Origin of the sequence: uncultured Thiodictyon sp., assembly GCF_903828115.1 — a bacterium.
GTDB lineage: Bacteria > Pseudomonadota > Gammaproteobacteria > Chromatiales > Chromatiaceae > Thiodictyon.
Genome location: NZ_CAIKKU010000123.1, coordinates 25,110 through 39,532, shown reverse-complemented (window position 1 = coordinate 39,532; position 14,423 = coordinate 25,110). Strand labels below are relative to the sequence as shown.

Below are 14,423 nucleotides of genomic sequence, written 5' to 3'. Positions count from 1 at the left end.
TCGCCAAGGCGTCCGGCCTCACCCGCGAGGCGCTCTATCGGGCGCTACGCGAGAACGCGCAGCCACGCTTCGACACCATCAACCGGGTGTGTCACGCGCTGGGGGTGAAACTGGTGGCGCAGCCGTTGACACCGGTCTGATTCCGGCTTCTGGTCCCCGCGCTCTGGCGTCGTGTCCGCTCACCATTGAGTCTTCTCGCTCCCACGCTCCAGCGTGGGAGCAAGTCCCGACGCTCCAGCGTCGCGTCGGCTCACCATTGAGTCACGACTTCGATCAACCCCGCCTGCCCCGCATAATTGCGCGCGCTGGAATACCGCCAATGCACCGGATCATCCACATACCCCCGCGCGACCGGATTGTTGTGAATGTAATCCAGCTTCTGCAACATCATCGCCTCTCCTTCGATCTGCTCCGGATGCGCCCCCTCCTGCCAAACCTGATGCTCCCGATCCGTCTTGTGCCTGGCCTTGTGAAAAGCGAGCAGCTCCAATACCGGCGAATGGCGCTCGGTCAGCCGCTTGACGATCTGAGCGGCGGTGTAGGACTTGAAGCTTGCCATGGTCTTGCCGATATTGCGCGAGCAGCCGAGCAGCCGAGCAGGTGGCAGTGGTTCTCCAGGATCACATAGCCGTAAAGGGTCAGGCCGCCTTGCGTTTGCAGGTATTGCAGTGAGTCGAGCAAAATCCTGGCATTGGCCGGCTGTGCGAACAGCGGCAGCCACAGTAATGCGGTACAGGTCAGAAAATACGGCGCGGCGGGATCGCCGACCCTGTAACGGTCTCGGCCCATGGTCGTACCTCATTCTCGCATTCTCGGCATTCTCGTTCCCACGCTCCAGCGTGGGAATGCAGTCAGGCCGCTCCAGCGGCCTGTCTTCCGGCGTAAGACTACGCGACGCTGGAGCGTCGCGACTTGCTCCCACGCTGGAGCGTGGGAGCCAGAGCAAAGGTCATCCGGCGAGGCGGGGTGGTTCTTCAGCTTCGACCAGACCTTTCGGCACATAAGTACCTTAATTTAAATATTTGTAGGGGCAGGTCGATTGCAATAAAACCATTTAATTATTAATCTTTTGCAACTATTTTGACTGTTGGCTTTCTAACTAAGCATAGTAGGTCGCCAGCGTGCATGTATGGCCGCTCCAGCGGCCCGTCTTCCGGCGTAAGACTACGCGACGCTGGAGCGTCGCGACTTGCTCCCACGCTGGAGCGTGGGAGCCAGAGCAGTGGTTCCCTACAAGTCACCGCAGAAGGCGCGGTGTTGCAGCGAAAGAAACAAGGCATCCAACTCGGCGAGGTGGGTACACAGGTAGGCCCTCTGCTCCTCGACGGATTCGACGACAGCGGCAAAGCGGCGTTGGAGATCAAGGGGAGGATACGGAAACTTCAGTTTATCAAGGACGCCTGTGTTCATGTGTGTGAAGGAACCGTCTGGGCCTGTCCGTAAGCGTCCAATACTGCCTTTGCAGTATGTCATCAGCGACACGAAGTAGATCGGTAGAAGGTCAGGGCCAAAGCGAATGCGGATCAAATTGGTGCTTATAACACTTGCGGCGCATCCCGAATTAGCTACGCACATCTTTCCCACCGTACCGGCCCGAGAGATCAGGACATCCCCATCAATAACAGAGTATGCCATAAGTTCTTTGAACTTTTCTTGAGTGATCCACATGCGGAACGGCGGAACCATCCTTCCGGATATATCGATGTTATCCATATTCCACACCGGAATGCCAGACTCTACGATCTCGTCTTTCTTGAGGGCACTTCCAAACGGCCCGCATTTCGTTCCTTCTTGTGGGCTGATGTAGAACTTTGGCAAGGATTGGATCGGAAAGTCGAACGGATTGGTGACAGGATCGCCGAAAAGGGTGAGGAAGGTAGAACGAAGGAGGGGGCTCAGGCGGTCGATAGCGCACTGCCGCAGGCGGCGCAAGCTGTCCGCCTGATCGAGGATCCCCGCAATGCGTTCTTGCTCGTTGATGGGGGGTACGAAGAGCTTCTGCTCGTACGCATCGCTTCGATTAAGGCCGGGGACTCCTGTCGCCTTGTTCAAACGTGCAAGACAGAGTTTCCCGAGCGCATAGAAGAGCCACTTATGATGCTGGGCAGTGCAGCCTCTATCGACGTAGTAAGTCGTGTCGATTGGCCAGCATCCCGTGTCCGAAAAGTTCACCTCGCCCACCGATCCTTTGCGTCCAATTACGATGGTCGGCCCATCTGTAATTGCCTCGCTGTGGCTTCCGACCGGTCCATTGGACCCATAAACATCAATACGGCCGGGTGCGCGCTTTCCCTCAGGTAGACTCTTTCCATACTTAAACTCACATATCTCGCCCAGCGTTCGGAGGCTCATCCCAGCATCCCCTCTAGCCGCGTCAGTCCCGCCGAAATCGCCGCCTCGATCTCCCGCAACCCGCGAACGATATCGGCCGGCGCATCGTGCTCCAGATGCACATGTTCCACCTCCCGATAGCGATTGAGCGACAAGTCATCCTCTCGCTCCCACGCTCCAGCGTGGGAGCAAGTGCCGACGCTCCAGCGTCGCGCCTCATCCGCCAGCGCCGGAGCAGGATGCGAATGACGGGCCGCTGGAGCGGCCGCACTGCATTCCCACGCTGGAGCGTGGGAACGAGAAGAGCACGAGTGGGTGACCACGCAGCTAGGCATTGCACAGTCGCGCCAGATCGTCGGCGAGGTCCTGGGCGCCGTAATGCAGCGGGATCATCAGCTCGCGATTCATTTCGGCAAAGTCCCAATGACTGAATCCCCCGATCTCGCACGCCCTGCCCAGCGAGATGCGACCGTGCTCGTAGAGGAACAGGGCAAGCATGCGGCGGACTTCACCGGCCGCGTTGGTGCTGGTGAGTCCGAGTTCGGCGGCGACCGGGGCGGGCATGTCGAGTTCGATGTGCAGATCGGGCATTGCTGGGCCTCCAAAGGTTGCGGGTCAATGCATACTGACGGGCGCCGTGCCGCCGGGATTATCGCAGCATCTCTTCCAGCCGCGTCAACCCCAGCGAAATTTCGGCCTCGATCAGCCGCAGCTCCCCGATGATGTCGGCGGGCGCATCGTGCTCCACATGCACATGTTCCACCTCCCGGTAACGATTGAGCGACAAGTCATAGGTCCCGCTGGCGGCAATCTCGGCCATGGGCACGCAGAAGCTCTGCGCCGTGCGCGGACGCTCGCGCTCGGCCCCGTCGCGCTCCCGCCAGCGCCGCAGCACGTCGGGCAGGTTGTTCCTGGCGTGCTCGTCCTCGACCAATGGCTCGCGCGGCGTGGGGCCGAGCTTTTCCGGCGGCAGGAGCGGATTGCGCTTGTCGTCGAGCGAATAGCCGTCCGCCTGCACATCGTAGAACCAGACCTGATCGGTCCCGCCAACCCCGGTCTTGGTGAAGCACAGGATGGCGGTGGAGACGCCGGCATAGGGGCGGAAGACGCCGGCGGGGAGCTTCACCACGGCATCGAGCTTGTGGTCCTCGACCAGCATCCGCCGCAGTGCCTGGTGGGCCTTGGACGAGCCGAACAGGACCCCGTCCGGGACTATGACGCAGGCCCGGCCGCCGGTCTTGAGCAGGCGCAGGAAGAGCGCGAGGAACAGCAGTTCAGTCTTCTTGGTCTTGACGATCTTCTGCAGGTCCTTGGCGGTGGACTCGTAGTCCAGGGAGCCGGCGAAGGGCGGATTGGCCAGCACCAGGCTGTAGGTCCCGGCGTCCTGCATGTTCTCCTGGGCCAGGCTGTCGCGGTAGGTGACATCGGCGTCCTCGACCCCGTGCAGGATCATGTTCATGGCCCCGATCCGCAGCATGGTCGGGTCGAAGTCGTAGCCGTGAAAGAGGTCCTGGTGGAAGTGGCGCCGGAGCTTCGGATCGCGCAGCAGTGCCGGGTGGTGCTCGCGCAGATACTCCCCGGCGGCCACCAGGAAGCCGCAGGTGCCGGCCGCCGGGTCGCAGATGCGGTCCTGGGGCTGCGGCGCCATCATCTCGACCATGAGCCCGATGGCATGACGCGGCGTGCGGAACTGGCCGTTCTGGCCGGCACTGGCGATCTTGCCGAGCATGTACTCGTAGAGGTCGCCCTTGGTGTCCCGGTCGTCCATCGGGACGGCGTCCAGCATCTCCACCACCTTGGCGAGCAGGCCGGGACTGCTGAAGCCGAGCCGGGCGTCGCGCATGTGGCGGCCGTAGCTGGAGCCCTCCACACCGAGTCCGCGCAGGAAGGGGAAGACGTGCTCGTCGACCACGGCCATCATCTCGCGCGGCTCGAAGTGCTTGAAGCGCGACCAGCGCAGGTCATCAAAAAGGCAGCCCTTGGGGTCCTGGCCCGCCGGGAAGATGCGCCGCTCCATGGGGATCGCGAGCGCCCGCGACTTGTTCTCCTCCAGGGTGTGGAGGTCGTCCAGACGCTTGATGAAGAGGAGGAAGGTGATCTGTTCGATCACCGAGAGCGGGTTCGAGACCCCGCCGGACCAGAAGGCGTCCCAGATGCGGTCGACCTGATTCCTGATGTCACCTGTCAGCACGGGCCGAACCTCGCAGTGTTTTGGCGGGGGATGGGTTGCAAGGGGCGCGACGGAGGCCGTCAGTCCCGCCGCGACGTTGCCCAGGTTGTGGGCCGCAGCCGGCTCGTACCCAGGGGCAGCACGCGGGTGCCGTCGGCAGCACCAGGGTGAACATCCAGACGGCGGCGAGCGAAGACCATTCTGGTATTTCATTGATCGTAGCCACCGTCAGTGCGTCGCGCAAGGGGGGATTGCGACGGCTGGCTGGGGACGCCCATGCTCAAGATGGTCGGCGCCAGTGGTCAGCTCTCGCTGGGTAAGCAATACGCCAGGCGTTACTTCGAGGTCGAGGTCCAGCCGGATGGCGGGATCCTGCTCAGGCCCATGCGCGTGATCCCGGGGGCGGACGCCTGGCTGTATGGGTCGGACCTGCGCGAGCGCCTGGCCCAGGCCGATGTCTGGATGGCCGAGCCCCCGCCCTGCGAGACCGATCTCGAGGCGCTGGCGGCACGGCTGGATGGGACGGGATGACCAACCCGGTCCTCCTGGACTTCAATCTCCCCGCCTTTCAGGACGACCTGCCTGCGCTTCATCGCCCTGCATACCGACCACGATCAGACGTACGGCAAGACCTGACCGCTGCCAGAGGACGCCGGTGCATCGGCAGTTCCATGTCCAAGGCTGAAGACAACATGGCTTGACCTGCTTTTGATCTCTTGTTGAGTCAAAACATGATGTCTGATGTTTTGGCAAGAGCTGTTCCGAAGTCCCTTTTGAAACAGCTCGTTGCAGGTCAAAACATATCAGCCTTGGACTCCGGGCTTTGGGGGGCCGCCTCGCCGTCGCCCCCAGCCGCGCCGCCGCTTACGACTCCGGCCCGAACTCGACCTTGTCGTAGACCTCACTGAGCGGCAGTACGGCATCGAGCGCAATCAGCGGCACGCCCTCGCGCAGGTCGCTGTAGGTACGCAGCAGCCAGTCGCCGCCGCCCTGACGCAGAAAGAGCTCGGCACCGACCCGGTGCTGGGAGAGCAGCAGATAGGCGCTCAGGCTCGGGATGCCGCGGTAGTAGGCGAACTTGTCGCCGCGGTCGTAGGACTCGGTACTGTCGGAGAGGACCTCGACGATGAGCGTGGGATTGGTGATGACATCCCGCCGTTCGTCCCAGAACCGCCGCTCCCCGCAGACCGCCATGACGTCCGGGTAGGTGCCCAGGTTGGCGGACTCGATCCGGACCTTCATGTCGCTCGTGTAGACATAGCAGGGGCGGCCCTTGAAGCGGGTGCCCAGTTCACGCAGGACGTTCCCGCAGATCAGGTTGTGGGCCTCGGAGCCGCCCGCCATGGCGAAGACCTCGCCGTCCAGGAATTCGGTGCGGCCCTGATCCGACGCGCGCTCGGCGGCCAGCCAGTCGGCGAACTGGAGTTGCGGTTTGGGCTGAAGGGACATCGTTTCAGTTCCTGGTCGGGGTGGCAGGGAAATGATTATAGGGCCGAAACCGGTGGTCGACTGGTCTGTCCGGAACAGAAAGGCCCTTGTGGGAGCGGCCTCCGACCGCCATGCGGCGCCGCGGCGAACGCCGATGCCGCGTTCCCCGCGCGGCCCGTCGCGGCTGAAGCCGCTCCCACGGCGTCGCTGCGCGACTTTCATATGCAGGATTTGCGATGCGCCCGGACGACGATTTAGATCCAAATAAGACGGCCGACGCACTTGGCTTTGTTCGTTGTCTTCGGCTCCGCTGTGGCGGGTTGCAGTTGCGCGCTGATCTCCGCCGCTAACCGCCCGGCCATCTTCACCATGGTCAATCGCATCGTCCGGGAGACCGTATCCTCGGCGATCTCTTCGCCGGCTTGGTCTGCGGCGATGATGGACAGCAGCGCACGCGCTTCTTCAATCATGGCGGTCCACCCGCTTTCTTCGTTCCAGCTCATGGCGTTCATTGCATGCTCCTGGGATTCCACGATAGCCGTCCGTTCGCGCGAAGGGCGCGCGGATTCTGTACTATTCTCCCGGCGCTGCGACAGCATGAGGATTCGCTCACGAAGGCGCAACGCGCGGGTTCAGTCAGTTCGCTCAGGCTGGGTGTTGGGTCACATCAACATTAATCGTCGGGTTTCTTGCGTCGCGTCGGCGGCCGCCAAACATGGCAGCATTACTCGCGACCACAGCCCCAAACAGTAGCGACAGGAACAGCCAGATCGCGGCGGTCGCGGATGCAGTACGGGCCTTCTCAGCCACTGCCCGATCGGTCACCGAGGCATCCTTGCGCGCGGCCTGCCAACGCGCAAAGGTATCAGCCACGCGCGTCTGGGCCTCCGACTGGCTGAGCCCCGTCTGGGTGACCACCAACTGCCCGGCATAGCGGATATCATCCGCCGGTAATGCACCCAGGCGTAGACCATTGGTGAAGATGCGGGTCGTCTTCAAGGATACGGCCGCACTGGGTCCGTCGCTGTTGGTTGCCGTGGGACCCGTGCGGAACAATGAGTCGACGAAGTAGTCCGTATCATCGTTCACTCCGTCGGGCGTGCCGTCGGCAGCGGCCATTGACGCGTCCGCGACGGCGACGTTTGTTGCCGGTGTGGTCACACTGGCTTGAATGCCGCCACTGATGATTGCTCCGATGATGGACGTCAAGAGTATCGCGGTTATCAGCGCGGCCAAGGCCCACGCCAGGAAGCCATGTACGGTATCCCGGAAGCGGACCTCGTCCGGGGGCGTCCCGAATCCGCGTGTTCTTACCCGGCCAGTGAGATATCCGCCCATCGCAGACGCGGCAATCTGGCTGAACACCAACCACCCGATAGTGGCGATACCAAAGGTGGTCGCGCTGAGGCCTTGGTTCACGAATGGCGACACCGAGGCGAGCCCAAGACCGGCTCCCAGTATCATCAGCACCATCCACAATGAAGCGGCAGCGGCGGCGCCGCCGACGATCGCGCCCCAGCTTAACGCGCTGTGGCCGCTCTGATATTGGTTCTGAGTGCGGTCGACGATCAGCGTTTCGTTACCGAAGGGGTTGATAGGTACAGCTTGGGCAGTGAGCATGTTGCTTAGTCGGTTAGTGGGGGTAACTATCCATACTGTGCCGACCGTCGCCGGGAATCTGTACGGTGGCCCACGTAGAGCCAAGACCAAACAAGCAGGTTTCCCGGCGGCGTCGGTCACGCCCTCGCGCCGCACCCCGAGCATGTTGGCGAGTTTGAAGCGTTGCAGATGCAGGGGGCCCAGGGTGCGTGCGTTGCGCGGGGGCCAACTTCAGGGGCGGTGCGGGCCGCACGGGCGGCGCGCTGACGGCTGGGGATCCTGCGTTGATGGAATCAGGCCGCGACAGCAACCGTGGCGTCCCGCCTCGCCGTCCAGGAATTCGGTGCGGCCCCGATCCGACGCGCGTTCGGCGGCCAGCCAGTCGGCGAACTGGAGTTGCGGTTTGGGTTGAAGTGACATCGTTTGAGTTCCTGTGCGAAGCGCCGGAAAAAGCAGTTTAGCCGCAAATTAACGTAAATAATCCGAGGCTTTGCCTTTACTGCCTGTTCACCGTCCGGGTGACGTCCGCGACGATGCTGACCCTACGCAAATCCCAGTAACCTGAGGCCGTCACGCAAAAGGCCCAGGGCCAGGATACACAACACGACCCCAATCAGTCGGGAACTGTAGATATACATCCTACCGGTCAGGAACGACCGCGAGGTCTCGACCGCCAGCGCGAGGGCGATTTTCGCGCCGACCAGCGCGCAATAGAAGGCGCCAATGAATGCCAGCGCGTAAGAAGGGTCGAGGTGCAGTGCCTTGACCATGGTCGGGGCGCCGACGCTGAACCAGAACAGGTAGGGATAGGGGCTGAGAAGATTGGTCAGCACGCCCTTGGTCAGCGACCTGGGTGCTTGCCGTTCACCAGCGAGCCTGAGTCCCTGGGAGCGGATGCTCGTGTAGCCGAGATAGCCGACGAAGCAACCGCCGGTGAGTGAAATGATCCCCAGGATATGATTGAAGTGCGTGAGCCGTGCCAGGATGAAGACGGTGGCGATGATCACCGGTAGGTCGGTAATCAGCGGGGCCAGGGCCACCTTGATACCGGATCTCAGCCCATGGGCCAGGGTTTCGGAGATCACGAGCGCCAGGACCGGGCCGGGCGCGAAACCGGCGGCTAGACCCAACAGGAAACCGGTGGTCAGGAAGGCCGTCATCGGATCATCCTAAAAGGAGTATTTGGCCGCAAATGAACGCAAATAAGCGCAAATAAATCTGCTGGTTAGCATCGTCCCGGGCGTCACCCGGACAGTAAACGTGTAACAAATCCCAAGTCTCTGATTATTAGCGTTCATTTGCGTTCATTTGCGGCTAAACTGCTTTTTCTGAGATCACGCGGACTTGATGCTCTCGAAGGCCGCCAGTGCCTCCAGCCGGGAGCGGGCGAGGTCGACCAAGGGGTGCGGATAGTCGCGGCCCAGGACCACCCCGGCGCTGTCCAGGATGGCGGCGGGGGCGGCCCAGGGCTGGTGGATGAACTTGTCCGGTAGCCGGGCGAGTTCCGGGCACCAGCGCCGCACATAGTCCCCCCGGGGGTCGAAGCGCTCGCCTTGGCGGACCGGGTTGAAGACGCGAAAGTAGGGGGCGGCGTCGGCCCCGCAGCCGGCGGTCCATTGCCAACCCAGGGTGTTGGCGGCGAGATCGGCATCGACCAGGGTGTCCCAAAACCAGTCGGCGCCGGCCTGCCAGGGCAGGCGCAGGTTCTTGGTGAGGTAGGAGGCGACCACCATCCGCACCCGGTTGTGCATCCAGCCGGTGTGCCAGAGTTCGCGCATCCCGGCGTCCACCAGGGGGACGCCGGTGCGACCGCGCTGCCAGGCGGCGAGCAAGGCCGCGGCGTCGGCGGTGCGCCAGGGGAAGCGGGCGAAACGCGGGTCCAAGGGCGTGGTCGTGGTGTGCGGGAAATGATAGAGCAGGTGGTGGGCGAATTCACGCCAGCCGAGCTCGCGCACGTAGGCCTCCGCGGCCAGGGCCGCGATCGACCCGTACCGTTGCGCGATGAGTGCGAGCAGGCGTCGGGGGCCGATCTCGCCGAAATGCAGGTGGGGCGATAGACTGGAGGTGCCGGGTTGGCCCGGCAGGTCGCGGCCCTGCGCGTAGCCGTCAAGCGCGGCGGCGCCAGGGGGCGGGGCGTCCGGCTCGCCGCCGATGAAACACCGGGCGCGCGCCAGGGCGGCGGACTCCCCCGGTTGCCAGCGCGCGGCGAGTCCCTGGTCCCAGGGGATCCGCGGCAGGAGGCCCAGGGCGTCGAGCTCGACCTGCATCGGTTCCAACTTTTCCACGGCGGGTGGTCGTTTGAGTCCGGCGGGGGCCGGCAGCGGTGCATCGGCGGCCAAGCCGCTCAAGCCTGACGACGACTTGCGCCAAAAAGCGCTGTACACTTTATAGGGCCCGCCGGTTCCGGTGAGCACTTCCCAGGGTTCGCGCAGCAGTGCGGCATTATGACTCTCGCAGCGCCGGCCCTGGGCGCGCAGGGCCAGCTTGATGTGGGCGTCGCGCGCGCGGGTGGCGGGGTCGTAGAGCCGGTTCCAGTAGACACGGGTGGCACCGGTCTGGTCGCTGATCCGGGCGAGGACCGCGAGGCTCTCGCCCGCCGCGATCAGGAGGCGGCTGCCCCGTTCGCGCAGGTTTTGGTCCAGTGCGCGCAGGCTGCCGTGGAGCCACCACCTGGCGGCGGCACCGGGGGCCCAGGGTAACTCCTCGGCGGGCGCGTGGATGTAGAGCGGCAGGACCCGTTCACATTCCGCCATGGCCCGGTTCAGGGCCGGGTTGTCGTCGAGGCGCAGGTCGCGCCTGAACCAGAGGATCGCGGTGTCGGGCATGATGTGGCTCAGTGGTCGGTAACGGCGGCGGATCGGGCGCAATGCAACGCGCCCAGGTGCGATGAATGCAATGGCATAATGACCGCGTGCGCGCTCAGGGTGCCGTCCGTCGCCGCGTGCGTGCCGGTGGCGGCGCCAGGCTGATGATAGCCCTCGGGCGGGATAGCCGGACGTAGGGGCGGGTTTCAACCCCGCCCCTACGCCAGGGTCGGTCCGGATGTCAGGTGCGAAGGCTATAGATTAAACGCATACGGCGCTCTGCCGAACCATAAAGAGAGGGCAGACGCGTGTGGGAAGCGGCGGCGGAGGGCGAACAAGAGAACCCGGTGGGGCCGGTCGCGGCGGCGTCCGTGACGGCGGACGCCGAGGCGGAGGCCTTGCGGATACGCGCCCAACTGGGGGCCCTGCAGGAGCGGGCTCAGGCCCTGGACGACCGCCTGCGGGCGCAGTTGCGCAGTCGCTGGGCGGTCGGGGAGGGCGGCGGTGCGGCCGGGGCCGCCCCCAGCTTCATCAACGGCATCTTTGTCGGTGAGCGCTCCGAGGCCCCGGAACGGCAACTGCATATCCTGCGCGACCTGGCGGCGTTGCACACCTACTGCCTGCCGCTGCGCGGGATCCATGATGTACAAGCCGGCCCCGGGATCGGCCGTCTCTATGTCCCATTGGCGACCGATCTGACCCTCCCGGAGGACCTGGCCGCGCAGGTCCTGGCGGCGGCCGCGGGCGGGGCCGCGCCCCCCTTCCCGGCAGCAGACCCGGGCGCGGAGCGCATCCCCGATCAGGCCCGGGCGCGTCACCTGAGTGCGTGTGAGGCGAGCATCCTGCGGCGCTCCCTGGTGATCCTGGGAGAGCCCGGTGCGGGCAAGACCACGCTCCTGGCCTTCCTGGCCCACGCCCTGGCGACCGGCGACCGCGCGGCCCTGCCGGGCTGGCCGCAGCCGGAGTGGTCCTGTCTCCCGCTATTGATGCGGCTGCGCGATTTTGCGGCCTGGTTGGCCGAGTCCGGGGACCTGGCCGACGCCGGGGCGGCGGCGAGCGACGCGCTGGTGTGGGGTTTCGTCCGCCATGAACTGGCCGAGCGCAACCTGACGTTCTGTCTGGGGGCGCTCGAGTCGGCGGTGCGCGGCGGACGCGCGGTGTTGTTGTGGGACGGCCTGGACGAGGTGCCGCCGGGGGCCCTGGCGACGGTGCGCGAGAGCCTGCTGGCCTTCCGTGAGCGGGCCCCGGGTTGTCGCTATGTCCTCACCAGCCGGTTGTTGTCCTATTGCCGGCCGGAGCGGCGCTTGCCCGAGCCGGATTTTCCGGTGGTCTCGTTGCTCCCCTTCGATCGCGACCAGATCGGTCGTTTCGTTACCGATTGGTTCCAGGAATTGGGCGCCTGCGGCGACCTGCCCTGTGCGGAGGCGGAGCGCCTGGCCCTGCTCTTCCAGCAGGGGCTCGGCGAGGGGCACCTCACCCACCTGGCGGCCAATCCGCTGCTGCTTACCCTCCTGGCGCTGATCTTCACCCACCGCCGGGACCTGCCGGCGGCGCGCGCCCAGGTCTTCGAGGCCGCCACCGGTATCCTGTTGGCACGCCTGGATGGGCCCCGCGCCGCGGAGGGTCCGCGCCTGCGCGACCTGCTGCGCGAGGTCCATCGGGACCGCTGTGACCTGATCCGCTGGTGCGAGCGCCTGGCTATGCGGGTGCAATCCAACAGCGAGCGCGGCCTGGAGCCGGGCGCCCCCGGACAGGTGGGGGTCGCCGGGGTCGGTGAGGCCGAGTTACTCGAGTCATTGCAGGCGCTGCACGCGCGTCGGGACCTGGAGTGGGCGCAGTCGCTGGTGGACCTGATCAAACAGCGCGCCGGCCTGCTGCGCGAGGAGCGTCCGGGGGACTTCGACTTTCCGCACCGCGCCTTGCGGGAGTATCTGGCCGGTTGCCATCTGGCCCATGACCCGGATTTTGCTGCGCAGGTCGCCGCCCTGGCCGTCGATCGCACCGATTGGCAGGAGACTATCCGGCACGCGGTCGGCTTTCTGGTCCAAGGCCAACGCGAGTGCGCGCGTCCGCTCGCGCTGATCGAGCACCTGTGCCCCGCGGCGGCCCCGGCGGACGACGCGGCCTGGCGGCGGGTCTGGTTGGCGGGCGAGGTGGCGCTCGAGCTCGGCGTCACCCGCGCCGCCGAGTCGCCGGCCGGCGCCCACACGCTGGAGCGCGTCCGTCATCGGCTGGTCGCCCTGGTGGAGGCCGGGCGGCTCCAGGTGGGCGAGCGGGTGGCGGCGGCCGCGGTCCTGGGGCGGCTCGGTGACCCGCGTTTCCATCCCCGGGGGCTGCATCTGCCGGTGCGCTATCGGGGCGAACGCGAACCCGCCCTGGGCCTGGTGAGGGTCAGGTACGGCAGCCTCGCGCTGGGCGGTCCCGCGGACCTGGAGGGTGCCCTCTCCAACGAAGTCGGCGGCGAGGGGCGCCTGGAATTGGACTATGCCTTCTGGATCGGCCGCTATCCGGTGACCGTGGCGCAATTCCAGGCCTTCGTCGCGGCCGACGGCTATGAGCGGCGCGACTGGTGGCCTGATCTGGGGTGGGCCTGGTGCCGGGGGCAGCAGCGACGCGCGCCCGAGCGGTGGGCGCACCAACGCCGCCAGAGTAATCGGCCGGTGGTGGGCATCACCTGGTTCGAGGCGCTCGCCTATGCTGCCTGGCTCGATGCTCAGTTACGCAAGCGTCGCACCGAACTGCCGCATGGCTATGGGCTGCGCCTGCCGACCGAGGCGGAGTGGGCACTGGCAGCGCGCGGCAGCCAGGGGCGGGTCTATCCCTGGGGAGGGGGTTTCAGCGCGGGCCAGGCTAATTGCATGGGCAGTGTCGGCGAGCCCTCCGCGGTGGGAATCTTTCCCCTGGGCGCCACCCCCGAAGGGGTCTTGGACCTGGCCGGCAATGTCTGGGAATGGACCCTGAGCCGCTACCTGCCCTATCCCTATGACCCCGCCGACGGTCGCAACGACCCGCAGAGGGACGGGGCGCGGGTCCTGCGCGGGGGCTCCTGCGACGCGGGGCCGCTGCGGGCCCGGACCGCGGCGAGGGCGCGGGCGCCGCTGGGCGAGGCGGCCCGGGATATCGGCTGTCGCCTGGTACTGTCGCTGGCGGATGCGGGGGTGTGAGGCCGTACGGGCGAACGCGGTCCTGAGGAACACTGCTCTTAGCGCCGTTGTCGTTGTCGTTGTCGTAATCGAGGTTAATCGTAGTGTCCCGGATTCTCTCGCACCTCAAAGTGCATCGCTTATCCGATTACGACAACGACAACGACAACGATTGGGTTTCTGTTTAACTTGTCTTTGACTCGTTACTTATCCTCACAGATACAGCAAGATCGCAAAGTAGTGGCTGACGCTCCCCGCCAGCACGAACAGGTGCCAGATGCCGTGGCACCAGGGCCAGCGGCTGTCGAGGGCGTAGAAGGCCACCCCCACGGTGTAGAAGAGCCCACCCGCCACCAGCCAGGCGAAACCGGCCGTGGGCAGGGCGGCGATGATGTCGCCCAAGGCGAAGACGATCAGCCAGCCCATGAGCAGATAGATGCAGACCGACAGCAGGCGTCCGCCCTCACCACGCAGGGTGTCGGTGATCATGCCGATCAGGGCCAGCCCCCAGACGGCGCCGAACAGCCACCAGCCGGTCTTGCTGCCGCGCAGTGCGACCAGGGTGAAGGGGGTGTAGGTGCCCGCGATCAGCAGATAAATCGCGTGGTGGTCGAGGACCTGGAAGACCTCCTTCGCGCGCCCCCGCAGGCTGTGGTAGAGGGTCGATGACAGGTACAGCAGGAACAGCGTCACCCCATAGACGGTGAAGCTGATGATCCGCGTGGCCCCGCCCTCGACCCCGGCCAGGGTCACCAGCACCGTCACCCCGATCAGGGCCAGCACGGCCCCGACCAGGTGGGTGATACTGTTGAAACGCTCGCCTTCGTACATGCTGGTTATGACTCGGTGACGATCGGGATTAAGGAACGGTTCAGTAATAGGTTAGACAAGTCCATTAGGGAGTGCTTTTCGCGCTATTTTCGTTGTCGTTGTCGTAATCGAGCTTAT

Annotated in this window: 14 protein-coding genes; 3 read left to right on the top strand and 11 right to left on the bottom strand. The window is 65.1% G+C overall.

The features are described 5' to 3' along the window. Window positions 1–140: helix-turn-helix domain-containing protein (locus QZY48_RS34590; RefSeq protein ID WP_366929636.1), on the top strand; the 140-nt coding region annotated here is incomplete at its 5' end. 110 nt (window positions 141–250) lie between these two features. On the opposite strand, the gene QZY48_RS04560 is transcribed toward QZY48_RS34590, so the two are convergent. The 5 genes from QZY48_RS04560 to QZY48_RS04540 all read right to left on the bottom strand — a co-directional run bounded on the left by QZY48_RS04560 (window position 251) and on the right by QZY48_RS04540 (window position 4,522). Next, complete coding sequence (locus tag QZY48_RS04560; RefSeq protein ID WP_295428325.1) at window positions 251–559, bottom strand: hypothetical protein; 309 nt, start codon at window positions 557–559, stop codon at window positions 251–253. Between the two features lie 671 nt (window positions 560–1,230). Further along, the gene (locus tag QZY48_RS04555; protein ID WP_295428323.1) at window positions 1,231–2,352 is read right to left on the bottom strand and encodes a restriction endonuclease subunit S; all 1,122 of its coding nucleotides are present in this window, start codon (window positions 2,350–2,352) and stop codon (window positions 1,231–1,233) included. After that, a complete protein-coding gene (locus QZY48_RS04550; protein WP_295428320.1) occupies window positions 2,349–2,486 on the bottom strand; it encodes a hypothetical protein in 138 nt (45 codons plus the stop codon). The genes QZY48_RS04555 and QZY48_RS04550 overlap by 4 nt, the downstream gene beginning before the upstream one ends. 172 nt (window positions 2,487–2,658) lie before the next feature. Then, window positions 2,659–2,922: a UPF0175 family protein gene (locus tag QZY48_RS04545; protein WP_295428317.1), complete on the bottom strand. Its 264-nt coding sequence runs from the start codon at window positions 2,920–2,922 to the stop codon at window positions 2,659–2,661. 58 nt (window positions 2,923–2,980) lie between these two features. Then, window positions 2,981–4,522 carry a class I SAM-dependent DNA methyltransferase gene (locus tag QZY48_RS04540; RefSeq protein WP_295428314.1) on the bottom strand — a complete coding sequence of 514 codons (1,542 nt, stop codon included), beginning with the start codon at window positions 4,520–4,522 and terminating at the stop codon, window positions 2,981–2,983. Between the two features lie 255 nt (window positions 4,523–4,777). Between QZY48_RS04540 and QZY48_RS04535 the strand changes: the two genes are divergently transcribed. After that, window positions 4,778–5,032 (top strand): hypothetical protein, encoded by a 255-nt coding sequence (locus tag QZY48_RS04535; protein WP_295428297.1) that lies wholly within the window; start codon window positions 4,778–4,780, stop codon window positions 5,030–5,032. Between the two features lie 333 nt (window positions 5,033–5,365). Here QZY48_RS04535 and QZY48_RS04530 read toward each other — a convergent pair whose 3' ends face one another. From QZY48_RS04530 to QZY48_RS04510, 5 genes are all read right to left on the bottom strand, one after another. After that, window positions 5,366–5,950, bottom strand: coding sequence for a Uma2 family endonuclease (locus QZY48_RS04530; protein ID WP_295428296.1), 585 nt, complete (start codon window positions 5,948–5,950; stop codon window positions 5,366–5,368). Window positions 5,951–6,183: 233 nt separating this feature from the next. Beyond that, on the bottom strand, window positions 6,184–6,441 hold the full coding sequence (locus QZY48_RS04525; RefSeq protein WP_295428294.1) for a hypothetical protein: 258 nt from the start codon (window positions 6,439–6,441) through the stop codon (window positions 6,184–6,186). A 133-nt stretch (window positions 6,442–6,574) separates the two neighbouring features. Continuing rightward, window positions 6,575–7,549, bottom strand: coding sequence for a hypothetical protein (locus tag QZY48_RS04520; RefSeq protein WP_295428291.1), 975 nt, complete (start codon window positions 7,547–7,549; stop codon window positions 6,575–6,577). 521 nt (window positions 7,550–8,070) lie between these two features. Next, entirely contained in the window at window positions 8,071–8,688 is a 618-nt protein-coding gene (locus QZY48_RS04515) for a LysE family transporter (RefSeq protein WP_295428289.1), read from the bottom strand. A 174-nt stretch (window positions 8,689–8,862) separates the two neighbouring features. Next, window positions 8,863–10,353 (bottom strand): deoxyribodipyrimidine photo-lyase, encoded by a 1,491-nt coding sequence (locus QZY48_RS04510; RefSeq protein WP_295428286.1) that lies wholly within the window; start codon window positions 10,351–10,353, stop codon window positions 8,863–8,865. Window positions 10,354–10,640: 287 nt separating this feature from the next. Between QZY48_RS04510 and QZY48_RS04505 the strand changes: the two genes are divergently transcribed. Then, window positions 10,641–13,496, top strand: coding sequence for an SUMF1/EgtB/PvdO family nonheme iron enzyme (locus QZY48_RS04505; protein WP_295428283.1), 2,856 nt, complete (start codon window positions 10,641–10,643; stop codon window positions 13,494–13,496). 192 nt (window positions 13,497–13,688) lie between these two features. Here the strand turns inward: QZY48_RS04505 and QZY48_RS04500 are convergent, their stop codons facing one another. Continuing rightward, window positions 13,689–14,306: a hemolysin III family protein gene (locus QZY48_RS04500; protein WP_295428280.1), complete on the bottom strand. Its 618-nt coding sequence runs from the start codon at window positions 14,304–14,306 to the stop codon at window positions 13,689–13,691. Between the last annotated feature and the right edge of the window lie 117 nt (window positions 14,307–14,423).

What these genes read in the sequence shown, in the direction of transcription:
- QZY48_RS04560 (WP_295428325.1), bottom strand. Translation starts at nt 559, where the DNA reads ATGGCAAGCTTCAAGTCCTACACCGCCGCTCAGATCGTCAAGCGGCTG.
- QZY48_RS04555 (WP_295428323.1), bottom strand. Translation starts at nt 2,352, where the DNA reads ATGAGCCTCCGAACGCTGGGCGAGATATGTGAGTTTAAGTATGGAAAG.
- QZY48_RS04545 (WP_295428317.1), bottom strand. Translation starts at nt 2,922, where the DNA reads ATGCCCGATCTGCACATCGAACTCGACATGCCCGCCCCGGTCGCCGCC.
- QZY48_RS04535 (WP_295428297.1), top strand. Translation starts at nt 4,778, where the DNA reads ATGCTCAAGATGGTCGGCGCCAGTGGTCAGCTCTCGCTGGGTAAGCAA.
- QZY48_RS04530 (WP_295428296.1), bottom strand. Translation starts at nt 5,950, where the DNA reads ATGTCCCTTCAGCCCAAACCGCAACTCCAGTTCGCCGACTGGCTGGCC.
- QZY48_RS04525 (WP_295428294.1), bottom strand. Translation starts at nt 6,441, where the DNA reads ATGAACGCCATGAGCTGGAACGAAGAAAGCGGGTGGACCGCCATGATT.
- QZY48_RS04520 (WP_295428291.1), bottom strand. Translation starts at nt 7,549, where the DNA reads ATGCTCACTGCCCAAGCTGTACCTATCAACCCCTTCGGTAACGAAACG.
- QZY48_RS04515 (WP_295428289.1), bottom strand. Translation starts at nt 8,688, where the DNA reads ATGACGGCCTTCCTGACCACCGGTTTCCTGTTGGGTCTAGCCGCCGGT.
- QZY48_RS04510 (WP_295428286.1), bottom strand. Translation starts at nt 10,353, where the DNA reads ATGCCCGACACCGCGATCCTCTGGTTCAGGCGCGACCTGCGCCTCGAC.
- QZY48_RS04500 (WP_295428280.1), bottom strand. Translation starts at nt 14,306, where the DNA reads ATGTACGAAGGCGAGCGTTTCAACAGTATCACCCACCTGGTCGGGGCC.